Genomic DNA, 22315 nt, shown 5'->3' with positions numbered 1-22315 from the left:
GCCTAGAGGCGCTTTTTTTGTGGTTAAAAACCAAAATCAACAAGTAGCAATACAATAGACCGCAAGTACTTAAAAAAGTTCTCAACTATTTTTATTTTTTTCAAGTAATGGCATTAACATTTGCTCAAGGCCATTTAGTTTTACCTCATACATCATCGCAAGTTGACTACCTAGTTTTGAGTCAGGAAACCCTTGCTGATTAAACCAGACTAAATAAGGCTCTGGCAGTAAAAGCAATGGCCGTCCTGCATATTTTCCAAACGGCATTATGGTATTAATAGCTATTTTTAGTTGTTTTGGATCCATAAAAACTACTTATGTATTTAAAGTATGCGTAAGTGTAAGGGATTTTAGAGATATAAAATAGGCTGTGACGGGCAAGAAACAGCCTATTTTGCGAGGGAGTAGGCCCTCTGATTTAATAATTTTATGTTGATTGATATAAACCTAGTTGAACTTTAATTAGCTGGGATCTAATTAAGTTATTATTAGAACATGGGTTCTTATTTAACCAACACAGTTAGTCTACCTGTTTTTCATTGTTGTGGTGAATTGGCTTGTAAAGGAATGTAAATAGAATTGCTTTTTATTTAAAAGCTAATAACAAAGCCTTAACTAATTAAGGCCTTGTTATTTATAGACGTTATAAAAAGTAATTATTCGTTAAATAGCTCTTGTTTAACGTGCTCTGCAAAACCACTACCGGCTTCTAGGTAAAAGTTATAAGTAGAATGAACACCCATTTCTTCTAGTTCTTTTTGTTGATCAGGGTAGTTTGCAATAGCTGTTACTTGGCCTTTATAACCAGAGGCTTGTAGCTGCTCTAGAGCAAAGATATTTTGCATATGCTTTGGCATTGCAAGCATAACCATTTCTACTTGTGAGTGATTTACTCGTTGCCAAAAGTCAGGGTCGGTTGCATCAGCAATTAAGACGTTGCGGCCTCTGTTAACGTGCTTATCTACCACCTCAGGTTTTATATCTATACCTGCAACAACATTTGGGTGAGTCGCGTTGATAGTCTCATAAGCACCAGTACCAATACGTCCCATACCAAAAATGACTATTCTAGTATCGTTAAGGTTAACAGGTAGCTCTTCAGCTAAACGAGTTTTGCTTTCGAACTTTAATAACCAGTGCTCAATTTTGACGTACAACTCGTTTGAACGTTTATTTAATGGGGAGGCAATTATAAAGGTAATAGAAACAGCAATTGCCATTACAGCTAGCCATTCAGAGGTGATCATGCCTGTAGTTGCAGCCACTGCACATACAATTAAACCAAACTCACTGTAGTTAGATAAGCTAAAAGCAGTAAGTAATGATGTACGCGCGCGTAGTTTAAATATATTAGTGAACACATAATAAAGCGCTATTTTAACGGGTAATACTAAAATAAGTATAATAGCAACAATCAAGGAGTTAGTGGTTAGCTCTGCGCTCAAACCAATACTTAAGAAGAAGCCAACTAGCAATATGTCCTTTAAATTAAGCAGGGATTTTGATAGCTCGCCTGCCTTTTTGTGAGGGGCAAACATCATTCCTATTATTAATGCACCTAAATCGCCTTTTAGGCCTGCAAATTCAAATGCATGATAACCAGCAACTAGAGCAAAGAAAAAACCAAACAATGGTAATAGTTCACCATGTTTAGATCGGTTCAATACGCCATACATTACAGGTCGTAATAAAGGCAAAGCAATTATTAGTGCAATTGCCCATAAATTTGGGACTTTGCCGGTGCTAATAGCTAAAAAGATAACAGCAAAGATATCTTGCATTACCAATATACCAATGGCTATTTTACCGTGTAAGCTTGCCATTTCCCCGCGTTCTTCAAGCACTTTCACTGCAAATACAGTACTTGAAAAGCTAAGCGCAAACCCAACTAATAAAGCACTTTGCCAACTTAAATCAACAAATAGTGGAATAGCGAATACGCCAAGTAACAGCATAAAGCCACTAAATAACGCACTGCTAAAAATGATATGCAATGTTGCAGGTGCCCAAACTTGAGGTTTAATTAAACTGTTAACTTTAAGTTTCAAGCCAATACTAAAAAGAAGAAGGGTAACGCCAAGGGCTGCAATTGTATCGAGCAACTCTGTACTTTTATATCCCGATAAATTTAAAGCAAAGCCTGCTAATAAAAATCCAATAAGAGGAGGTAGTTTTAATTGATAAACGGCAAAACCACAAACAAACGCGGCAGCAAAATAGATTAGTTCCATAATTCTTAATATCACTTCATTTGGTGTTGCAGTGTAACGAAAAATTTATGCCATTGAAAATATAATAGACCTAAAAATGAACGCGTCTAATCAATTACTTGCCTTGCTGCGTATGAAAAATGCGCATTAAACACTTATTTAATCGTAAATAGTATGTAAATAACATTTTTTCACTGACATTAGCTTTTAAATATGGTTAAGATGCGATAACGAAGAAGTTTAAGCCAGAGCAAATAATAGAGCAGCTCAGCTTAAGGAGAGAGATATGTTTAAAAAGATTTTAGCGTCGGTAGGTATTGGTGCTGCAAAAGTAGACACTATTTTAGAAACTGAACACCTACAACCAGGTCAACTTTTTAACGCACAAATAGTTATCACAGCAGGGGATGTTAGCCAAGATATCGCAGGCTTAGATTTATTATTAATGACTCGTGTTAAAGTTGCGGGTGATGATGGCGATTATTTTACTAATCATGTAATTGAGCAATGGCGAATTACAGATATTGGTACAATTGAGCCAGGCGAAGTTAAAAACATCCCTTTTGAAGCACGTCTTCATTCTGAAACACCTATTACAGAAATTAATGCAGGTTATAATCAATCACATGTATGGCTAGAAACAGGCCTAGATATAGACTTAGCACTTGACCCAACAGATAAAGATCATTTACACATTTACCCTAATGAAGCGGTTAAAACGTGTATGCAAGCGATGGAAAAGTTAGGTTTTAGTTTAATGAAAGCTGACGTAGAAAAAGGCCACTTACGGGCTTCAACTTTTCAGTCATTATCTGGGTGTTACCAAGAACTTGAGTATAAACCTAATAGCCGCAGCTTATTTGGCATTCAGGAGATTGAATTATCGTTTGTACCAGAGGCACATAAAACACATGTGCTTATAGAGCTAGACAGAGCCTTTAAAGGCGATGGTTATGTAGATTTGACCATAGAGCACGATCATGTGAATCTATCGCAGTTGTGTGATCAGCTAGAGCGCTTATTTACTTAGTATAAGCTAACTAAGCTAGCGAGTGATTTTAATAAACCCAGCCTAAGCTGGGTTTTTTGCTTATAGGATTTAATATGCAGTTTAAATGTGAGCAGTTTGACGCTCTTGATACACAGACTCTTTTTACTATTATGCGTGGGCGGGTTGATGTGTTTGTTGTAGAGCAAAAATGTCCTTACCCTGAACTTGATGATGTAGATATTGCTTCAAATACACAGCATTTATATACATTGAATAATGAGCAACTACAAACTTATGCGCGTTGTTATGACAAAAGTGAGCAATACAGCGCAATAGGTCGCGTGCTAGTGAGTGAAGGAGCGCGTGGTAATGGGTATGCTACTTTACTTATTACTAAAGCTATAGACTGCTGCAAAGCACAATGGCCTGAGCGAGATATTTATATAGGTGCACAAACTTACTTACTTGATTTTTACCGCTCTTTTGGCTTTGAGGATTATAAAAGTGAATATTTAGAAGACGGTATACCTCATCAAGATATGATTTTAAAACTCACTAAATAAATCCAATTTAAGCAGCTATAAAAAAGCCCACTAATGTGGGCTATTTTAATTTAAGACTATTTTAAGGTTAAGGTATTATTTAGCTCAAGAGTGAGTGTAAAAACACCATACCAATAGCAAGTGGACACACAAACTTGGTATACCAAGGCCATATTTTCCAAAACAATGTGTTATGGACCTCAGGATTACCTTCTTTAATTGCTTTAAGTAATGAGCTTCTGTACCAAATCCAGCCTACAAATATACAACACATCAGGCCAAGCAAAGGTTGAGCTACTTTTGTAGTTAAAGTAATCACTAAGCCAAATAAGCTGCTAAGGTTACACACAATTATAATGCTAACGATAGCAATTAAAGCTCCAATCAACCAGGTTGCCTGAACGCGTTTCATCCCAAAGCGTTCTACAGTGTATGATACTGGCGCCTCTAACATTGAAATAGATGACGTTAAAGCGGCAATACTCATTAACGCAAAAAATGAAAAGCCCACAAATAAGCCAACTTCGCCCATTCCATCAAATAAAGCAGGGAGTACCTGAAATACTAACGTATCTTCAGAGAGTAATTTACCTGTTGAGGCCGAGAATATTTCAACGCCTTGAGCTTGCGCTACATACATAGCCGGAATAATCAGTAAACCCGCTACAAAGGCTATAAATACATCAATAAGGGTTACATAGGCACCTAAAGAAACAAGATTTTCTTTTTTGCTGATGTACGAGCCGTAAATAATCATTACGCTAGTACCTAGCGATAAAGAGAAAAAAGCTTGTCCTAGTGCGCTAACTAATAGTTTTGCGTCAAAAATAGACGAAAAATCAGGAACTAAGTAAGCCTTTAAACCTTCCATTGCGCCATCTTGGGTCATTACATAAGCAATAAGTGCAAATAAAATCCCCAAAAGAGCGGGCATTAAACGTTTTGACCATTTTTCAATACCGTTCTCAACGCCTCTACTGATAATAGCGACAGTTAGTACGATAAAGACGAGAGTGAATATAATGTTTCGGGTAAGTGATTGCTCGCTTAACCATGTAGATGCTGTGTTGGCACCAACTAAAGTGGCTATGGGTTCAGCTGTAGCGCTGAGCATCCAACCAGCAACAATGGCGTAAAAACTTAATATAAAGCCAGCACATAAAATACCGCCAAAACCAACAATAAAGGCAAAGTGTTTTTGCCATGGCTTATTAGATATTTTTTGAAGTGATGAAACCGCATTTGCTTGGCCATGACGACCAATCATCAGTTCAGCCATTAAAGCGGGGTAGGCTAAAAAGAACGCAAGCACTAAATATGCGACTAAAAATGCAGCACCGCCATTACTTGCTGTTTGTGTAGGGAATCCCCAAATATTGCCCAAACCAACGGCAGAACCCGCGGCGGCCATAATAAAACCAAAGCGAGAGCTGAACTCGCCTCTAACTGCGCTCATATTATTGTACTTCTCTATTGTGTGACGGCGGTGACAATCTACTGGAAATGTTAAAAAATAAAAAGTGCTTATTTGCTGATCTAGCACAATTTAATAAGTAAAGTGTGTGTTATAACCATCGATTTTAATTGTTGTTATCGAGTCGTTTAGAATAACGAGTTGATTTTGTTTAATAATTGTTAATTACAGTCTGTAACTATTGCTTTACGAATTATGATGTTGTGCAATAGTGAGAGTAAAACACGCACCACCTAGCTGGGTACTTTTACTTACTTTAACACTGCCATGATGCCAGTCGGCTACTTTTTCAACAATAGCTAGACCAAGGCCGTAACTTTTATCAGCTCTGTTACGGTGATCTTCTTCCCTAAAAAATGGGCTAAATACATTACTAAAATTTTCTCGAGCGATACCCGGGCCGTCATCTTCTACCGTTATTATAAGCTGTTGCTCGTGTAACTTTGCGCTCAGGTAAATATGTTGGCTTGCAAAATCACATGCGTTAGTTAATAAGTTAGTAATTGCGCGAGCAAGCCAGTGAAGATCTGCATTTATTATTTTATCTGTACTATTGAGCTGTACGTTAAGCATTTGCATTTCAAGTTTTGGTGCAAGTTGAACTAAAATATCTTCAAGGTAGGACTTAATGTTTGTTGATGAATAGGTCAGCTTATTAGCATTTTGTTCTAAAGTAGCAAAAGCTAAATAGCTACTAAGCATCGATTCCATATGGTCTAAATCATTTTCCATACGGGTTAAATACTGTTTTACTTTTTGCTCATCATGGCTATCTAATGCCGCATCTAAACCAAATCGCAGGCACGCGATAGGGGTGCGTATATCATGAGATAAACTTGAAGCCATTAGTTTATTTTCAGCGACAAGTTTCTCTATTTGGCTGGCCATGCGGTTAAAGGTAAGCTCTACGTCTTTTATGTAAGTAAAATGCGATACTTTTATTCGGGCTTGAACATTACCAGAGGCAAACTTTTTAGCGGCTTCATTTAACACGGTTAATCGTTTAGCTAAGGGCGCAATAATAAACCCCATAAATACACATAAGCCTGCGTAAAAGAGTAAGGTTAATATAATGTCGTTATGTTGCTCGCTATCAAAAATTTTATCTAAACGCATTGATAAGTGAAAAGGATTTAAAACAGCGCTGCTATAAAGCATATAAAAGCCTTGCTGATCTTCTAAAATCAGCCCACCCGGCGTATGCATTTGTAATAATAAAGAAGGCGGTAAAGCAAGTGATTCATTAGGTTTATAATCAATTAAAACATCAAATTCTAGCGCCAGTTGTTTTACATAATCGCTGCGCTCAGATGTGGGTATGTTAGCTAATTGCTTGCTAAAACCCATAATCATTTTACTTTGCTGACTAAATTCATCCTGTGGGGTATGCGCTTGTTGACTAAAAGCATCAATAAGCCAGCCCAATACCACAATAGATAAAAGTGCACTGCCTAAAAGCGATATATAAAACTTTTTCATTTATTTATTCATCACTTTATTACCACGCAGTAGAAACAAGTAAATATCCACGGCCCCAAATAGTTTTAATTTTTTCAGGGTTTTGTGGATCATCATTAAACTTTTTACGAAGTGCAGAAATAAGTACATCAACACTTCTATCAAGCCCATCGTATTCTCTGCCTTTGGTTGCTTTAAATACAGCGTCACGCGAGACCACTTGGCCTGCATTGCTCGCAAGGTAATGAAGCAGTAAATACTCAGCACTTGATATGTTTACGTCTTGCTTGTTGAGTTTTACATTTCTAGATTCGGTATCAATACTAAGCGTACCAACATTAATAACACTCTCGTTAACGTGTGGGGTATTTGGCTCATTGTTTTGGCGAAGGGCTGCTTTTATACGCGCTAGCAATGCACGAGGGCGCACAGGTTTCATTATGTAGTCGCTTGCACCTACTTCTAGACCAATGACCTCATCCATTTCTTCATCGCGTGCGGTGAGCATTATGATGGGCGAATTATAAAAACTACGAAGTTCTCTACACACGCTTATACCATCTTGCCCTGGAAGCATAATATCAAGGAGCACGATATTTGGATTTAACGTTTTGACTTGGCTAATTACTTCGTCACCTCTGTGACAAACATGCGTTGTGTAGCCTTGCTCTGTTAAGTATTCAGCAACCCATTGAGCAAGTGATACATCGTCTTCAACGAGTAAAATAGTGCCATAGTTATCCATAAAATATCCTTAATGCGATTGGTATTAAAATAGTCGCCAGCGGCGCTTTTTTTGCCTGTTTTGATATACCCATTGAAGCTTTACTTCGGCAATACTAATTATTTTAGAGGTATTGCTGTCAAATAGTTCAAATGAAATACTTTGCTGTGAATCAAATGCATAATTAAAGGTACCGCTCTGTTGCTTGAGCCAACATTGCATTATGTACTTTGAGGTGGCGTCACGTAGGCAGTAATTACCAATGATAGGTTGCTCCCACGTTAGCGTTACGTCAGCATAGCAATTTCGCCCTTCGCGCAATGCAACGCAGGTGTCTGGAACTGCTATAAGTGCTTCAGGAGGTTCCTGAGCTTTAACAGTAAAAGTACTGGGGAAGATCAGTAATACACAGATCCATCTAAAATACATAACGTAGGCCTACCTTGGCTTTGTGTTGATATCCTTGGGAAATAATTGGACTGTCGTCAATCTCTTTTGAAAACCATGTGGTAAGCCAGCCGGATAAAAACACCCAATCTTGGCTTATTGGGTACTCAGCATGGAACTCAAAAATAATACTAGTACTGGCATTGCTGCTATAAACCGGGCGAAGGCTGGTGGCTTCATCGCTATCAATACCAAAGTAATAATTGGTAAAGTCAGCAGAGTAGGCGCTTAAACCAACACCAGATCTAAACTCCCAGTTTCGCCATGGTAAAATGTGACTAAAAAAGCTGTTTATAACCCAGCCATTGTGCGCGCCAGATACATCATGAAGGTATTCAAAAGAGAATTGAGAATTTTCAAATCGACGAGAAAGTCGAAGGCCGACGTCAAAGTCGTAATTACGTTTTTTTATACCTTGGAGTTCTTTTATAACACCATGGTTATAGAATCCGAGGCCTTTTTCGTCAAATCCAGCTTGAGTATTTGTGCCTAATATATCTAGGCCCCAATCAAATTTATCTATAAGACTGTAGCCTATTACAAGGCCGCCACTGAGTTGATTGTGATCGAAATCAAGGTAAAATTTATCGTAGGAAACAGCAAGACTTAAGTCGAGCTCAACGCCTTTATCGTAAGACTCAATGCCGACAAGGTAAGAATCTTCAATATAAAAGCCCGCACCAGCACTCCAATCCCACGCAAAGCCTTGGGTTGGCTCTAACGTATTATCTGCATAATAGCGGTTACTTGCCATACTCGACGTGCTAAAAATGCAGCAAAAAAGCAGTGTTATGCTCAGTAAAGTATGGTTAAGCAAAGCGTTTCTCATCCCTTAGGGCCTAATTATTATTTGTTATTAAGCGTAGTATATTGTTAATTCGTTCCTTTAATCTGTAAAAAAATGTAGTAAGTGTTAGGTCTGTTGATCTTTCAAGGTTAAATTTGCAGCAGTCTGTTTGGTATTTAGGTAAGGCAGAGCCTATGCAGTGTGGCTATTCCCCATAAATGGGCGATAACGTAGCATTAATGCCAAACAGGAGCTGCCCAAAGGGTTCTTCCTAGGGGCTATTTACTCTTTGTTGCTCGGTTTTGACTTAGCCCACTAGGTTACAAATCTCGCGCCGCGATTAAATAGCCCCTAGTTTGAACAAATTTTAATCCGTAAAGATCAACAGACCCTAATTTACTGAACTTTAATTTTATCGATTAATATACTACTCAAGTAAAACTGCATCATAGGTGTTAATGCACTTACTTCTGTTCTATTACATGGACCGCTAAGTTTGGTAAGGCTAGATAGTTTTGACAACGTTTTGTACTGAGGTATTTGAATATCTTTGCCAAGTCTTTCAATTCGGGCCTCGTCAGTGTTTTGCTGATGAATAAAAGCGACAACCTCAAGCTCATTTGTTATTTTTTGCTCTTCGGTGAAATTGTAAATTAGTGGTTCACGATGAAAACTTGCACTGTCGATTGAAGATTTAGCAAACCAAACAACATCACCCGATGACTTGTGCGTGAGACGCATACTAACTTGTGCAAATATTGCAGCGCACTGTTGTGTTGGGTATTGCTGGGCAACATTTGAATATAAAGTAAATGGCTTCTCTGGTTGCTTTATTGCGTACTTAGTATCATCTGTGAAAGTTAAATCGAGTTGCTGAATAGTCAGTGTGTAGTCACTGTTATTTTTAGTTGTTACTTTTAGTTGTTTATCGTTCAGTGCTTGGCTAATTTGCGATAGAAGTTTATCGGTTACGCTTGCCTTATCGGTAATGATTTTTACTGTTTGGTTTCTAACTACTTTATGTGCAGGAAGCTGAACCGATTTAACTTTTGGAGATGAGTGCTCTGTAGTGTACTCAAGTTGATAGGTCTGACTTTTTAATGTTGGCTTTAATGGCATAGCCAGTGGTTCGGCCGGTTGCTTTGTAATAGCACAACCAGTTGATAATAAAATAAAAAGTGACACAACTAAAAAACGCATAAGTACTAAACACTCGCTTAAAACCAAATAATCGTCGTATTGTACGTTAGTACAAACAAAACTTCATGATATTATCTGCGCAGATGTAGTTAAAAAGATAAATTTTATAAAAAATGAAGTATCTCAACTCTTTATCGTATTGCCTATCTGCTTTGTGTTTGCTGTTTAGTTCTATGGGTTTTACAGCAAAAGCGGATCCTGATTGGGATGCATTTGTAAAAAAGTACGGCCGTTACGCACAAAAAAAATTAAAAAGTAAAGGTATACCCGGTGCAGCGCTTTCGATTGTAAATATAAACAATTCAGACTACATCCACACCATGGGCGTAACTAAATCACGAAATGGACAAAAAGTTAATAAGCATACTCGGTTTAGACTCGCGTCTGTTTCGAAGACATTTGCAGGCTCGTTATCAGCTAAATTGGCTGCTAACGGCCTACTGGAATTAGATAAGCCTGTTAGCGAATACATAACTGATTTTAAAGGGACTGTTTATCAAGATGATTTAAAGGTGTTTCATCTTTTAAGCCATTCAAGTGGATTAGTTCCTAATGCATACGACAATTTAATTGAATCTCGTATGGATTACCCAGGTATTGTTGAAAAGCTGCTTAGCGTCAAACCAATTTGCAAACCCGGCGAATGTTATGGCTATCAAAACGTTATGTTTAGTCTTATAGGCGATGTGATATTACAAAGCACCGATAAAAGTTACGGACAGTGGTTACGAGAAGCTATTTTTGAGCCATTAAAAATGAGTGATGCGAGCTTAGGTTTTGAACAAATGGTGCATGACAATAATTATGCTCTACCTCATGTGCGGGGTAAAAAGCGCTGGTATAGCGCTAAGCTTAAAAAAAATTATTATAAAGTGGGACCTGCAGCTGGTGTGAACGCTAGCGCAAGTGATATGGCTATTTGGTTAAGAGCGCAGCTGGGCCAATATCCTGATATTTTGTCATTGGATACTCTAGCAAAACAAACACGCCCTTATACACATACAAAAAAAGAAATGCATCGCAGGGTGTGGAAAAAACACCTTAATGAAGCTTATTATGGGTTAGGTTGGCGCGTTTATAACTATGCTGATGAAACACTTTACTATCATAGTGGCTGGGTGCAAGGTTATAGAAGTGATGTGGTTGTATTTCCTCACTTAAATATTGGTTTTAGCTTAATAATTAATGCTGAAACCGGCGTAATCAATGAGCTAACGACTGAATTTATCGACAGGCTATTAGAATACAAACGAGGTAAAAAAATATGAATAATAAAATAATATTAGCAATCACTTTTTTAGTCATGTCATTCAATTGTAGTTTAGTGTTTGCAGCACCTGATGAGATATATTTGTTTCGTCATAGCGAAAAGTTAACGGGTAAAAATCCAGCGCTCTCAGAGGTGGGAAAGGCACGTGCAAATAATTTAGTTACTTTTTTCAAAGAGTATCAAAATATACATATTTTCAGCAGTAACTATAAACGCACGTTACAAACAGCGGCCCCTTTGCAGGCATATTTTAATACCGACGTAAATGTGTATAACGCAGGTGAGCTAAGTGATTTAAAAAATGAGTTACTAAAACTAAAAGGTGTAGTTGTTGTTATTGGGCACAGTAATACAACCCCGCAACTAGCCGAGCTACTTTCGAATGAAAAAGTGCCAGCAATGAGTGAAACACAATTTACTCAGTACTTTATATTGAATAAGAAGCCCAGTAGTAATGGTAGTGAATATGATGTAACCCATCATAAAATGAGTTTTTGATTTAAAACGTTAAATAATAAAAAACCAGCATTAAGCTGGTTTTTTCAATTTAAACGCACTCAATCCTTTAACAGGAATAATTAGTTACGCGGTAAATGTATTTTTTTCTCAACGCTTTGACGATAAAGCACAATAGTGTGACCTATCGTTTGTAGCTTAGTCGCACCAGTTTCACGTACGATTGCTTCAAAAATTAGTGCTTTTGTTTCACGATCGTCAGTTGGAACTTTAACTTTGATTAATTCGTGAATTTCTAATGCACTTTGAATTTCTACTACTACGCCTTCGGTTAAACCGTTAGAACCTAGTAAAACTACAGGCTTAAGGCTATGTGCCTGACCTTTTAAAAACTGCTTTTGTTTGTTTGATAATGTCATGTTTATACAAATTTTGCTGAATATGGCTTGAATTAAGGGTATTCTAACGCCATCTAGAGAATATTACTAATTAGTTGCGTGTTAATTTATGACAAATAAAAAACAGTCAGCCAGTTCACAGCGATGGCTGAAAGAACATTTTGATGATAAATATGTTCAAGAAGCGCAAAAAAAAGGCTGGCGTTCCCGAGCGGTTTTTAAATTAGATGAAGTACAAAACAGAGATAAAATACTTCGCCCTGGCATGACCGTTGTTGATTTAGGGGCGGCTCCAGGAAGTTGGTCACAGTATTTGGCTGAAAAAGTAGGCGACAAAGGTCAAGTAATTGCGTGTGATATATTACCAATGGATTCACTTGCGGGCGTTGACTTCTTACAAGGTGACTTTCGTGAGGAGGCTGTATTAAATGCGTTGTTAAAACGTATTGATGGTAAAAATGTTGATGTGGTACTCTCTGACATGGCACCAAATATGAGTGGCAATAACTCAGTAGATCAAGCAGGTAGCATGTATTTGGTAGAACTTGCGCTAGATATGTGTAGTCAAGTACTAAAGAAAAATGGCGCATTTATTGTTAAAGTTTTCCAAGGAGAAGGCTTTGATCAATACTTGCAAGATGTACGTAATAATTTTAAAGCAGTGAAAATACGCAAACCTGATGCCTCACGTGCCCGTTCTCGGGAAGTATATATAGTAGCGACTGGATACAAATTGTAGTACAGTTGCTTGGCGTTTAGTTGAATTTAAATTAATTGGATACAAGAGGTTAACCCCTTGAGCGATATGGCGAAAAATTTAATACTATGGCTGGTGATTGCAGTTGTGCTGATGTCAGTCTTTCAGAGCTTTAATGGCGGCGAGCAAGTTGATCGTCAAACTAGTTACACTCAATTTGTTAAAGATGTCCGTAGCGGCTCTTTACAAGAAGTTATTATTGACCGTGGTACAGGTAATATTACTGGTACTAAGAGCAGTGGTGAGCGTTTTCAAACAACGATGCCAATGTACGATGAAGACTTAATAAATGATTTACTTAAAAATGATGTAAATGTGAAGGGTGTACAACCTGAAGAACAATCATTTTTAGCAAGTATATTTATTTCTTGGTTCCCAATGATACTGCTTATAGGTGTGTGGATATTCTTCATGCGTCAAATGCAAGGCGGCGGCGGTAAAGGCGCTATGTCATTTGGTAAGAGTAAAGCTCGTTTAATGAGTGAAGATCAAATTAAAACAACGTTTGCCGATGTGGCAGGTTGTGATGAAGCGAAAGAAGACGTTACCGAATTGGTCGACTTTTTACGTGACCCATCAAAATTTCAAAAGCTTGGCGGTAGTATTCCTAAAGGCGTATTGATGGTTGGCCCTCCAGGTACCGGTAAAACGTTACTTGCAAAGGCGGTTGCTGGTGAAGCAAAAGTACCGTTTTTTACAATTTCGGGTTCAGATTTTGTTGAAATGTTTGTGGGTGTTGGTGCATCACGTGTACGTGATATGTTTGAACAAGCTAAAAAAGCGGCGCCTTGTATTATCTTTATAGATGAGATTGATGCTGTAGGTCGTAAACGTGGTGCTGGTATGGGCGGCGGTAACGATGAGCGTGAACAAACACTTAACCAAATGCTAGTAGAGATGGATGGTTTTGGTGGTAACGAAGGTATAATCGTTATCGCAGCCACTAACCGACCGGATGTATTGGACCCTGCATTACTTCGTCCAGGTCGTTTTGACCGTCAAGTTGAAGTGGGTTTACCTGATATCCGTGGTCGTGAGCAAATACTTAAAGTACACATGCGTAAAGTACCATTGGGCGATAACGTAGAAGCGGCTCTTATAGCACGTGGTACTCCTGGTTTCTCGGGTGCTGATTTAGCAAACTTAGTAAACGAAGCTGCACTTTATGCTGCACGTGGTAATAAACGTGTTGTAAGTATGGCTGAATTTGACGCTGCTAAAGATAAGATCATGATGGGCGCAGAGCGCAAGACCATGGTGATGAGCGAGCAAGAAAAAGCAATGACTGCGTACCATGAAGCTGGCCATGCAATTGTTGGTCGTATGGTGCCAGAACATGATCCAGTTTATAAAGTATCTATTATTCCACGTGGTCGTGCGCTGGGTGTAACAATGTACTTACCAGAGCAAGATCGTGTTAGCCATTCAAAAGAGCTTTTAGAATCAATGATTTCTAGCCTTTATGGTGGCCGTATTGCTGAAGCGCTTATTTACGGTGCTGATAAAGTAACAACGGGTGCAAGTAACGATATTGAACGAGCTACAGACATAGCGCGTAAAATGGTTACGCATTGGGGTTTAAGTGAAAAATTAGGCCCATTACTTTACGCTGAAGATCAGAACGAAATGTACATGGGTGGCGGTGGTAGTCGTTCATCTAGCATGTCGGACGACACAGCTAAAATAATTGATGCAGAAGTACGTTTATTTTCAGACCGTAACTATCAACGAGCAGAAGAAATATTAAAAGAAAATATTGATATTCTTCACTCAATGAAAGATGCGCTAATGAAATACGAAACTATTGATGCTAAGCAAATTGATGATTTAATGGCACGCCAACCAGTGCGTGAGCCGCGTGATGCACATGACCGTCATGAAGCAAAACCGGTAAAAGCGGAAGAACCTCAAGAGCCAGTAGTTGATGAAAGTCAAAATACTGATGATTCATCGAAAAAAGATGAAACAAACCTTGATGACAAAGCTGAATAATCGTTAAAATAGTTAATGAAAGCCCCGAACTTCGGGGCTTTTTTGTATCAACTATTTAGAAATAATTATAAAGGTTGGCAATGACTAACATATTAAAGCTTCCGAGAGGGCGTACGCTTAATCTTGAAAAGCCCGTTATTATGGGAATATTAAATGTAACGCCGGATTCATTTTCTGATGGTGGGCAGTTTTTAGATCCCCAAATAGCGCTAAAGCGCGCAGTGCAATTATTAGATGACGGTGCGACAATTTTAGATATAGGGGGGGAGTCAACCCGTCCAGGCGCGCCAGATGTTAGTTTAGAAGATGAACTTGCTCGCGTGATCCCTGCAATTAAAGCGATACGTCAGCACAGTGACTGCGTTATATCAATTGATACCAGTAAAGCACAGGTAATGGAACAAGCAATACTCGCAGGCGCAGATATAGTAAATGATGTTAGAGCTTTGCAAGAAATAGACGCCTTAGAAACGGTTGCGCAGTATGAAGATGTAGCAATTTGTTTAATGCATATGCAAGGGCAGCCCCGCAGCATGCAATCGGCACCTCATTACGATAATTTGTTTACAGATATAAATATGTTTTTTAGTGAACGTATTAAAGCATGTGAAACAGCGGGGATTAAGTTTGATCGACTTATTCTAGACCCCGGTTTTGGATTTGGAAAAACGCTTAGCCATAATTATCAAATATTGGCTAAGTTTGATGATTTTAATAAATTAGGTTTGCCATTATTGGCCGGATTATCTCGTAAATCGATGATAGGTAATTTATTAAACAGAGATACAAATGAACGGTTAGCGGGCAGCTTAGCGGGTGCGTTAATCGCGGCGCAAAATGGCGCAAAAATTATTCGTGTACATGACGTAAAAGAAACCGCAGATGTACTTGGTGTATATCAAGCCTGCGAACAAGGAATTGCATAATGAAAGAAAGAAAATATTTTGGCACCGATGGCGTGCGTGGACTTGTAGGCGCAGCGCCTATTAACCCTGAGTTTGCAATGAAGTTAGGTTGGGCTGCTGGGCGAGTATTATCACAAAGTGGCACTAAAAAAGTAATTATTGGTAAAGATACGCGTATTTCGGGCTATATGCTTGAAACCGCACTTGAGGCTGGTTTAATTGCCGCTGGTATTGATGTTGTGTTATTGGGTCCTATGCCGACACCGGCCGTTGCTTATTTAGCGCAAACATTTCGTGCTGAGGCCGGTATTGTAATTAGTGCCTCACATAATCCATATTACGATAACGGTATTAAGTTTTTCAATGGTCAAGGTTTAAAGCTCGATGATGCAGTAGAGCTTGAAATTGAAGCGATGCTTGATGAGCAAATGACATGTGTTGCCTCAGATAAATTAGGTAAAGCATCGCGTTTAGTTAGTGCAGATGGTCGTTATATAGAATTTTGTAAGAGCCAGTTCCCACAGGGCCTGTCTTTAGAAGGTCTTAAAATTGTTGTCGATTGCGCAAATGGAGCTACTTATCATATTGCACCTTCTGTTATGCGTGAACTTGGTGCAGAAGTTATAACACATGCGTGCGAGCCTAATGGCGTTAATATCAATCACGAATGTGGCGCTACTCACGTAGATACTCTTAAACGTAAAGTGCTTGAACTTAAAGCCGACGTAGGTATTGCATACGATGGTGATGGTGACCGCGTGATGATGGTTGATCATAATGGCCGTGTATTTGATGGTGATGATCTGGTTTATATTATTGCTTGCCAAGCAGCCCAAGATGATAATTTGGGTGGCGGTGTAGTTGGCACTGTTATGTCTAACATGGGCCTTGAAAATGCTTTAAAAGCAAAAGGTATCGAGTTTGCTCGCAGTAAAGTAGGGGATCGCTATGTTATGGAGTTACTACAGCAAAAAGGCTGGAAAATTGGCGGTGAAAGCTCTGGCCATGTACTAAATCTAGATTTAATTAGCACGGGTGATGGTATTATTTCAAGCTTACAAGTACTTGCTGCTATGGTTGCGCAAAATCGTACATTGCAAGACTTAGGTGCTGGTTTTACCAAGTATCCAATGAAGATGATTAATGTGCGTTATACCGCTGGAACTGACCCTACAAAAGCACCTGAAGTACTTTCAGCTGTTGCAGAAGTAGAGCTTGCTTTAGGCGATAAAGGCCGTGTTTTACTGCGCAAATCAGGCACTGAACCTGTGGTTCGTGTTATGGTTGAAGCCGAGCAAGAAAAGATTGTAATCGACAGCGCTCAAAAAATTGCAGCTGTTGTAGAATCTATGAGCAAACAAACTGATTAATAACAATAATCTCTTGTAACTTTGGGCGAGAAAAGTTAATATCTCGCCCGCTTTCTAATGTGGAGTGGATAATGGCAATACGCAAGGCGATGGTCGCAGGCAACTGGAAAATGAATGGCTCTTTAGAGTTAGTTAAACAAATGTCTGACGCTATTAACGATGTAAAATCACAAGAGATGGACATTGTTTTATTTCCTCCATTCCCACTTGTACCAGCAATGGTAGCTAGCGGTGTTTCTACAGGAGCTCAAACTGTTTCTGAAAATACACCTGGCGCATTTACTGGTGAAGTTGATGCGCAGCTTATAAAAGATTTAGGTGCAACTTACGTACTCGTTGGTCATTCTGAACGCCGCAGTATTTATAACGAAAGTAATGCAACAGTCGCTGAAAAGTTTGCTAGAGCACAGCAAGTTGGGTTAACACCAATATTATGTGTAGGCGAGAGCGAAAGTGAGCAAGAAAACGGCCAAACCGAACAAGTAGTTGCTGCACAAATTGATGCAGTAATAGAGAAATTAGGTGTAGCAGCACTGAAAGATTCTGTGATAGCATACGAGCCCGTTTGGGCCATAGGCACAGGTAAGACTGCATCGCCAGAGCAGGCACAAACTGTTCATAAATTTATCCGTGACAAAATTGCATCACTTGATAGCAATTTAGCACAAGGGCTTACCATCTTATATGGTGGTAGCGTTAATGAAAAAAATAGCGAATTATTATTTGCACAAACAGATATAGATGGCGGCTTAATTGGCGGCGCAAGTCTAAAAGCAGAATCTTTTACTGCAATCTGTAACAGTGCAAAAGGGACTGTATAAGATGTACGAAATTTTATTAGTAGTTTATTTAGTTGTGGCTTTGGCTCTAGTTGGAATGGTTTTAATTCAACAAGGTAAAGGCGCAGATATGGGTTCTTCATTTGGCGCTGGTGCATCAGGCACAGTTTTTGGTTCGTCAGGTGCAGGTAACTTTATGACAAAAACAACCACAAGCTTAGCAACGGTATTTTTTGTATTAAGCATTGTGTTAGGAAACCTAACTGCTGGTCAAATTAAAAAGACTGACGAATGGGAAAACCTAGAAGCAGCTCCAGCAGTAGAAACAGTAGTTCCTGTTGAAGAAGATGTTCCAGTAACATCTACTAAAGAGCAAAGCTCTGACGTACCAAACTAATTTAGCGTAAAGCTATCGTTAAACGATTTATAGTCCTCAAATAAATCACATGTTTAACAATTAAGCGAAAGCTTAAAAAATGCGGATGTGGTGGAATTGGTAGACACGCCACCTTGAGGGGGTGGTGCTTTAGGGCATGGGGGTTCAAGTCCCCCCATCCGCACCAAATTTAGAAACCAGTAGCAGTGATGTTACTGGTTTTTTTGTATCTGTAATTTATTGTGATCGTTTTATGAGCGATGTGTGTTTGTTGTTAAATAATTCTTCTATTTGTTAGAAAAAACTAGAAATATTACAAATTTAGCTCACACTTATAGATATCAAGCCGATAATAGATATAGACAATAAAATAAGGTAGCACAGTATGGCTTCAGGCTTCTCTTTTCAAAACCTAAGCATAACAAAAAAAATACATGCAATAACATGCATTGCGGTAGTGGCTTTCATAGTGATCGTATTGATAAACTATTTAGCTATGAATGATAATAAGGTTTCTCTCGATGAAATGAGTAACTCATCGTATAAGGTTGTAAAAATAACGTCGCAAAACGTAGGGCTTTTAGAAAAACTTGATGAACTTTATACCCAAGCGGTTACGTTTGGTGAGCAAGATCTTATAGTTAAAGCAGACGAGGTATATCAAACTTTAGAGTCTAATATTACCTTAATAACGCAACTTAATAACTCCTACATTAATAACGATATTATTAATGAGTTGTCAGATTATGAAAAAATATCCTCAAGTATTGCTACAGGTATGGTTAACGGTACTGCTGATTTTAGTAAGATTCAGCAACAAGCGCAGCTTAAAACAAGTTTATATGGATCTGTTTTAGAAAGTTTTAAAGGCGCTCAACAAAAAGCGGATAATCGTTTTTTTGAACTGGTTGCCAACACTAAAGCGCGCTCTGATGAAGCATTAACTCTAATGTTAGCTGTATCCATTATTTCATTAATTTTATTATTGTTTATGGCTATTTGGATTGCTAAAAATATAGGCTCATCTGCGAGTGATGCAGCTAACAACCTTAGTTTATTAGCAAGCGGCAATGGTTCTTTAAGCACACAGCTATCTGTTAACTCAGAAGACGAAATTGGCCAAGTCTCTATTAATTTTAACGCATTTATTTCCTTACTAAGAGAAACAGTTCTTGAAGTTATTGCTGTATGTGAGCCTTTAATGGAAAACTCAACACGACTAGTTCAAGGTATGGAACAAGCTGAGCGTGCTACAACAAAGCAAACCACTGATGCTGAAATTGTTAAGCAATCTATGGAAGAAATGAAGCAGAGTGTTGGTGATATATCAGAATCTGCAGCTAACGCTTCTCACGCTGCTGAAACGGCCGAGAAAGAAGTTGAACAAAGTCGTACACAAGTACAGATGTCAGTTACCGCTTCTCGTACGCTCAGTGATGAAATTAATCGAGCTGCAGGGACTATTAATAAGCTTGCGGACGATACAAAAAATGTATCGCAGATTTTGAATGTAATTACGTCTATTGCAGATCAGACAAACTTACTTGCTCTTAATGCTGCTATTGAAGCTGCACGAGCAGGTGAACATGGAAGAGGCTTTGCTGTAGTGGCAGATGAGGTTCGTGAACTGGCTTCTCGCACTGCACATTCTACTAATGAAATACGTGAACTATTGGGATCATTAACGACTGCCGCAAATGAATCTGTAGCTGCTATGACTTCAGCACGTGATATGGCAACAGATAATGCTACAGCCGCAGAAAAAACAGGTATTTCAATAGAGAAAATCGCAGAGCAAATGTTAGAAATTAATGGTATGAATTCGCAAATAGCAGCAGCAACTGAAGAACAAACATCCGTTGCAGCTATGGTAGTAGATAATGTGTCAAATATGCATGTATCGTTCGAAGATACTATGGACTCACTACTTGCTGTACGCGACGTAGCCAAAAACCTACATTACCTATCTGATAACCTATTAGATGCAACCGCTAAGTTTAGAATTGAGTAAAGCTCAGTACTGAGTCAGTATATAAATCTACCCTAGGGTGATGCCAGTTAGTTAACCGCTGACTGGCTTTTTTGTTTGGGTATTTGGTTTGACATACCTAGTATATGTCCACTCTCGCTTTATTAGTAATATGTGATGCTCTACTTTAGCTTACTATTACTCTATTTATATAGGGATACTCCCTGAGTTCTCAATAAACATAGTCTGAATTAAATTAATAATATTAATTGCACAGTTCGCAACACTCAGCTGACAGAAGTCTTCTGAATTGGATGCGTAACTATTGGCTAGAAAAAGTGTTGTAGTGGGCTGCAAAAAAAGGCCTCTGAATAAATTCAGAAGCCTTCATAAACAGACCAGAAGGTCGGTTTATTGATTAGTTAAATATTTATTAACCTATCAGTATTAACCTCTAGGTGGTTTTTATATCAATTTCACTGCTAAAAGGTAGCAATTACTTTTACTTTATCGGTCACTTTAGCGCTATCAACATAGCCAATAGCATCGTTATTAGCAGCAACAAAATCAATAACAGCTTGGTCAGTTGTTAGTTTTTCAGGCGGGGTGCCTTTACCTGTAAATACAAGCTTTGACCAATATGCATTTAACTGACTGCTAGACTTACCTACTACTTTGTCGTTAAATTCATCAGCTACAGATGTACCATCTTGATTTATAGGATTAACTTTATCGCCATTACTAAATGACTTACTTTTTCCCAGATAAATCTTTTTTATTGTGTCAGCATCTACTGTGCTAGCATTGCTTGGATTAATAATCACAGCAACTTCTGCAAATACATTAATTGAGCACAATGAAAGTGCACTTACTAAAATTAATTTTTTCATCATAAGCTCCAATTAAAAGACAAGATCTACACCAACAGCTACAACATCCGTCTCTGTATCGGTTATATCATCTTCAAAACGACTAAAGTCGATTTTGAAAGCAGCGGAAGGGTGAAAATCATAACGTGCACCAATTGTGTATACGTTACTTTGTGCACGAAGACCTTCAAGAGCACCATTTACAGCCGAGTTTAAGGTTGGTATTGACTCAATGGTATTAAAACGTGATGAGTCATGTTTGTCATCATTGTCTTCATAAGTAAAATGAACAATTACACTGTCAATACGGTAACCAACTGATGCGTAATACTGTGACTGTTCTGGTAGTATACTGTCTTCAACCTCAAATTGTGTATATTCGGCATCAAACAAAAAGTTTTCATAATCAACAGAAAAACCAACGCCAACGAAACTCGTTTTATCTTCTTCAGTGATTAGGTCATTCGCAGTATTAGTTAAGCCACTATCAGACAATACACTTACGAGACCAATTAGGCCGCTATCCTCTGATGAAATGCTAGTGTCGGCCACAATGTATGCAGCTCGCGCACTGAACCAGTCGTATGATAGACTCCAGTTTATACCGGCTAAATTATTTAATTCAGCAGGTAATTCTGTTCCAAATACGTCAATATCACCATCGAATGCACCATAAAAGCCTTGAAGCGTAGAATCCCAATCACCTAATTGAGAGCTGTAAACTACACTAACTCCTTCATAAGTTGAAAATGGGATACCGTATACTGATTTTGGCGGACGTACCCAGCGATAAGCATAACCTACATCCAAGAAATCAGAATACTTGTAAAAAGGAACACGCATTTTACCAGCGCTAAATTGCAGTTCATCGCTGTATTCATAAGTAATGTATGCCCATTCGAATGTAGCGTCAAAGTCATCCTCTCCACGCGCAATAATTTGAGCCGTAGCTGTTAGCTTTTCATGTAGGTCTGCAGATAATTGTAAAGCGAATTTACTCTCATTTTTAAAAGAGATATCGTCATCATAGCCGTACAAAGTACTGTCACTATCCAGACTTTTACCACCGACAATTGATGCAAAACCATTAATTCTTACCTCAGCACTAGTATAGCTAGATGCTAAAACTGCACATACAGCCACTGCTACAGATAGCTTTTTCATATGTTGTTCCTATTTGTTATTTAAATGTTGATTTCTTTATTAGTATAAGTGCATAACGAGTATTTATCTAATAAACAGAATGGTTTAAGGTTTTTATTTAATTTTTAGTCAATATTATTTTGTTTTTTAAATTAATCAGGTGCGAATGTTTGTGTTTAAAAATGTTTAGTCCTGTCT

General features: G+C 38.3%; 22 protein-coding genes and 1 tRNA gene. 12 read left to right on the top strand and 11 right to left on the bottom strand.

Annotation, left to right across the window (positions count from 1 at the left end):
• Positions 1 to 81 precede the first annotated feature (81 nt).
• The gene (locus tag GQR46_RS02650) at positions 82 to 306 is read right to left on the bottom strand and encodes a DUF3820 family protein (RefSeq protein WP_007586607.1); all 225 of its coding nucleotides are present in this window, start codon (positions 304 to 306) and stop codon (positions 82 to 84) included.
• A gap of 350 nt (positions 307 to 656) precedes the next feature.
• Complete coding sequence (locus tag GQR46_RS02645) at positions 657 to 2231, bottom strand: cation:proton antiporter family protein (protein ID WP_007586608.1); 1575 nt, start codon at positions 2229 to 2231, stop codon at positions 657 to 659.
• Between the two features lie 265 nt (positions 2232 to 2496).
• Between GQR46_RS02645 and GQR46_RS02640 the strand changes: the two genes are divergently transcribed.
• Positions 2497 to 3240 (top strand): sporulation protein, encoded by a 744-nt coding sequence (locus GQR46_RS02640; protein WP_007586609.1) that lies wholly within the window; start codon positions 2497 to 2499, stop codon positions 3238 to 3240.
• A 74-nt stretch (positions 3241 to 3314) separates the two neighbouring features.
• A complete protein-coding gene (locus tag GQR46_RS02635; RefSeq protein WP_165739756.1) occupies positions 3315 to 3764 on the top strand; it encodes a GNAT family N-acetyltransferase in 450 nt (149 codons plus the stop codon).
• A gap of 79 nt (positions 3765 to 3843) precedes the next feature.
• Here the strand turns inward: GQR46_RS02635 and GQR46_RS02630 are convergent, their stop codons facing one another.
• From GQR46_RS02630 to GQR46_RS02605, 6 genes are all read right to left on the bottom strand, one after another.
• Entirely contained in the window at positions 3844 to 5199 is a 1356-nt protein-coding gene (locus tag GQR46_RS02630; RefSeq protein WP_165739754.1) for a sodium-dependent transporter, read from the bottom strand.
• Between the two features lie 204 nt (positions 5200 to 5403).
• Positions 5404 to 6696, bottom strand: a complete 1293-nt coding sequence (locus tag GQR46_RS02625) for an ATP-binding protein (RefSeq protein WP_007586613.1) — start codon at positions 6694 to 6696, stop codon at positions 5404 to 5406.
• Positions 6697 to 6715: 19 nt separating this feature from the next.
• A complete protein-coding gene (locus tag GQR46_RS02620) occupies positions 6716 to 7420 on the bottom strand; it encodes a response regulator transcription factor (protein ID WP_024590954.1) in 705 nt (234 codons plus the stop codon).
• Between the two features lie 24 nt (positions 7421 to 7444).
• The gene (locus GQR46_RS02615; protein ID WP_007586617.1) at positions 7445 to 7828 is read right to left on the bottom strand and encodes a DUF3019 domain-containing protein; all 384 of its coding nucleotides are present in this window, start codon (positions 7826 to 7828) and stop codon (positions 7445 to 7447) included.
• Positions 7818 to 8600, bottom strand: coding sequence for a MipA/OmpV family protein (locus tag GQR46_RS02610; protein WP_007586620.1), 783 nt, complete (start codon positions 8598 to 8600; stop codon positions 7818 to 7820). Before GQR46_RS02610 ends, GQR46_RS02615 begins: the two co-directional genes overlap by 11 nt.
• Positions 8601 to 9029: 429 nt before the next feature.
• Positions 9030 to 9833, bottom strand: coding sequence for a hypothetical protein (locus GQR46_RS02605; protein WP_007586622.1), 804 nt, complete (start codon positions 9831 to 9833; stop codon positions 9030 to 9032).
• 113 nt (positions 9834 to 9946) lie between these two features.
• On the opposite strand from GQR46_RS02605, the gene GQR46_RS02600 reads away from it, so the two are divergent.
• Positions 9947 to 11101: a serine hydrolase domain-containing protein gene (locus GQR46_RS02600; RefSeq protein WP_165739752.1), complete on the top strand. Its 1155-nt coding sequence runs from the start codon at positions 9947 to 9949 to the stop codon at positions 11099 to 11101.
• A complete protein-coding gene (locus GQR46_RS02595) occupies positions 11098 to 11601 on the top strand; it encodes a histidine phosphatase family protein (RefSeq protein WP_165739750.1) in 504 nt (167 codons plus the stop codon). The genes GQR46_RS02600 and GQR46_RS02595 overlap by 4 nt, the downstream gene beginning before the upstream one ends.
• A gap of 80 nt (positions 11602 to 11681) precedes the next feature.
• Here the strand turns inward: GQR46_RS02595 and yhbY are convergent, their stop codons facing one another.
• Positions 11682 to 11978, bottom strand: a complete 297-nt coding sequence (gene yhbY / locus GQR46_RS02590) for a ribosome assembly RNA-binding protein YhbY (RefSeq protein ID WP_002963153.1) — start codon at positions 11976 to 11978, stop codon at positions 11682 to 11684.
• An 88-nt stretch (positions 11979 to 12066) separates the two neighbouring features.
• Here yhbY and rlmE point away from each other — a divergent pair, with 88 nt between their 5' ends.
• The 8 genes from rlmE to GQR46_RS02550 all read left to right on the top strand — a co-directional run bounded on the left by rlmE (position 12067) and on the right by GQR46_RS02550 (position 20147).
• On the top strand, positions 12067 to 12696 hold the full coding sequence (gene rlmE / locus GQR46_RS02585; RefSeq protein WP_165728723.1) for a 23S rRNA (uridine(2552)-2'-O)-methyltransferase RlmE: 630 nt from the start codon (positions 12067 to 12069) through the stop codon (positions 12694 to 12696).
• A 66-nt stretch (positions 12697 to 12762) separates the two neighbouring features.
• Positions 12763 to 14706: an ATP-dependent zinc metalloprotease FtsH gene (ftsH, locus tag GQR46_RS02580; RefSeq protein WP_033012255.1), complete on the top strand. Its 1944-nt coding sequence runs from the start codon at positions 12763 to 12765 to the stop codon at positions 14704 to 14706.
• 80 nt (positions 14707 to 14786) lie between these two features.
• Entirely contained in the window at positions 14787 to 15632 is an 846-nt protein-coding gene (gene folP, locus GQR46_RS02575; RefSeq protein WP_165739748.1) for a dihydropteroate synthase, read from the top strand.
• The gene (glmM, locus tag GQR46_RS02570) at positions 15632 to 16981 is read left to right on the top strand and encodes a phosphoglucosamine mutase (RefSeq protein WP_007586638.1); all 1350 of its coding nucleotides are present in this window, start codon (positions 15632 to 15634) and stop codon (positions 16979 to 16981) included. Before folP ends, glmM begins: the two co-directional genes overlap by 1 nt.
• 71 nt (positions 16982 to 17052) lie before the next feature.
• Positions 17053 to 17802 (top strand): triose-phosphate isomerase, encoded by a 750-nt coding sequence (tpiA, locus tag GQR46_RS02565; RefSeq protein ID WP_007586641.1) that lies wholly within the window; start codon positions 17053 to 17055, stop codon positions 17800 to 17802.
• A gap of 1 nt (position 17803) precedes the next feature.
• On the top strand, positions 17804 to 18157 hold the full coding sequence (secG, locus tag GQR46_RS02560) for a preprotein translocase subunit SecG (RefSeq protein WP_002962769.1): 354 nt from the start codon (positions 17804 to 17806) through the stop codon (positions 18155 to 18157).
• Positions 18158 to 18238: 81 nt separating this feature from the next.
• Positions 18239 to 18323 (top strand) — tRNA-Leu (locus GQR46_RS02555).
• A 198-nt stretch (positions 18324 to 18521) separates the two neighbouring features.
• A complete protein-coding gene (locus tag GQR46_RS02550; RefSeq protein ID WP_024590962.1) occupies positions 18522 to 20147 on the top strand; it encodes a methyl-accepting chemotaxis protein in 1626 nt (541 codons plus the stop codon).
• A gap of 440 nt (positions 20148 to 20587) precedes the next feature.
• Here GQR46_RS02550 and GQR46_RS02545 read toward each other — a convergent pair whose 3' ends face one another.
• Positions 20588 to 20995, bottom strand: a complete 408-nt coding sequence (locus GQR46_RS02545; protein WP_024594050.1) for a phosphate ABC transporter substrate-binding protein — start codon at positions 20993 to 20995, stop codon at positions 20588 to 20590.
• Between the two features lie 12 nt (positions 20996 to 21007).
• The gene (locus tag GQR46_RS02540; RefSeq protein ID WP_165739746.1) at positions 21008 to 22138 is read right to left on the bottom strand and encodes a porin; all 1131 of its coding nucleotides are present in this window, start codon (positions 22136 to 22138) and stop codon (positions 21008 to 21010) included.
• Between the last annotated feature and the right edge of the window lie 177 nt (positions 22139 to 22315).

Source organism: Pseudoalteromonas sp. Z1A6, assembly GCF_011378745.1.
In the GTDB taxonomy this organism is placed as follows: domain Bacteria; phylum Pseudomonadota; class Gammaproteobacteria; order Enterobacterales; family Alteromonadaceae; genus Pseudoalteromonas; species Pseudoalteromonas arctica.
The sequence above is the reverse complement of the archived record's forward strand: the minus strand, read 5'-3'. Positions and strand labels throughout refer to the sequence as shown.

What these genes read in the sequence shown, in the direction of transcription:
- GQR46_RS02650 (WP_007586607.1), bottom strand. Translation starts at nt 306, where the DNA reads ATGGATCCAAAACAACTAAAAATAGCTATTAATACCATAATGCCGTTT.
- GQR46_RS02645 (WP_007586608.1), bottom strand. Translation starts at nt 2,231, where the DNA reads ATGGAACTAATCTATTTTGCTGCCGCGTTTGTTTGTGGTTTTGCCGTT.
- GQR46_RS02640 (WP_007586609.1), top strand. Translation starts at nt 2,497, where the DNA reads ATGTTTAAAAAGATTTTAGCGTCGGTAGGTATTGGTGCTGCAAAAGTA.
- GQR46_RS02635 (WP_165739756.1), top strand. Translation starts at nt 3,315, where the DNA reads ATGCAGTTTAAATGTGAGCAGTTTGACGCTCTTGATACACAGACTCTT.
- GQR46_RS02630 (WP_165739754.1), bottom strand. Translation starts at nt 5,199, where the DNA reads ATGAGCGCAGTTAGAGGCGAGTTCAGCTCTCGCTTTGGTTTTATTATG.
- GQR46_RS02625 (WP_007586613.1), bottom strand. Translation starts at nt 6,696, where the DNA reads ATGAAAAAGTTTTATATATCGCTTTTAGGCAGTGCACTTTTATCTATT.
- GQR46_RS02620 (WP_024590954.1), bottom strand. Translation starts at nt 7,420, where the DNA reads ATGGATAACTATGGCACTATTTTACTCGTTGAAGACGATGTATCACTT.
- GQR46_RS02615 (WP_007586617.1), bottom strand. Translation starts at nt 7,828, where the DNA reads ATGTATTTTAGATGGATCTGTGTATTACTGATCTTCCCCAGTACTTTT.
- GQR46_RS02610 (WP_007586620.1), bottom strand. Translation starts at nt 8,600, where the DNA reads ATGGCAAGTAACCGCTATTATGCAGATAATACGTTAGAGCCAACCCAA.
- GQR46_RS02605 (WP_007586622.1), bottom strand. Translation starts at nt 9,833, where the DNA reads ATGCGTTTTTTAGTTGTGTCACTTTTTATTTTATTATCAACTGGTTGT.
- GQR46_RS02600 (WP_165739752.1), top strand. Translation starts at nt 9,947, where the DNA reads ATGAAGTATCTCAACTCTTTATCGTATTGCCTATCTGCTTTGTGTTTG.
- GQR46_RS02595 (WP_165739750.1), top strand. Translation starts at nt 11,098, where the DNA reads ATGAATAATAAAATAATATTAGCAATCACTTTTTTAGTCATGTCATTC.
- yhbY (WP_002963153.1), bottom strand. Translation starts at nt 11,978, where the DNA reads ATGACATTATCAAACAAACAAAAGCAGTTTTTAAAAGGTCAGGCACAT.
- rlmE (WP_165728723.1), top strand. Translation starts at nt 12,067, where the DNA reads ATGACAAATAAAAAACAGTCAGCCAGTTCACAGCGATGGCTGAAAGAA.
- ftsH (WP_033012255.1), top strand. Translation starts at nt 12,763, where the DNA reads ATGGCGAAAAATTTAATACTATGGCTGGTGATTGCAGTTGTGCTGATG.
- folP (WP_165739748.1), top strand. Translation starts at nt 14,787, where the DNA reads ATGACTAACATATTAAAGCTTCCGAGAGGGCGTACGCTTAATCTTGAA.
- glmM (WP_007586638.1), top strand. Translation starts at nt 15,632, where the DNA reads ATGAAAGAAAGAAAATATTTTGGCACCGATGGCGTGCGTGGACTTGTA.
- tpiA (WP_007586641.1), top strand. Translation starts at nt 17,053, where the DNA reads ATGGCAATACGCAAGGCGATGGTCGCAGGCAACTGGAAAATGAATGGC.
- secG (WP_002962769.1), top strand. Translation starts at nt 17,804, where the DNA reads ATGTACGAAATTTTATTAGTAGTTTATTTAGTTGTGGCTTTGGCTCTA.
- GQR46_RS02550 (WP_024590962.1), top strand. Translation starts at nt 18,522, where the DNA reads ATGGCTTCAGGCTTCTCTTTTCAAAACCTAAGCATAACAAAAAAAATA.
- GQR46_RS02545 (WP_024594050.1), bottom strand. Translation starts at nt 20,995, where the DNA reads ATGAAAAAATTAATTTTAGTAAGTGCACTTTCATTGTGCTCAATTAAT.
- GQR46_RS02540 (WP_165739746.1), bottom strand. Translation starts at nt 22,138, where the DNA reads ATGAAAAAGCTATCTGTAGCAGTGGCTGTATGTGCAGTTTTAGCATCT.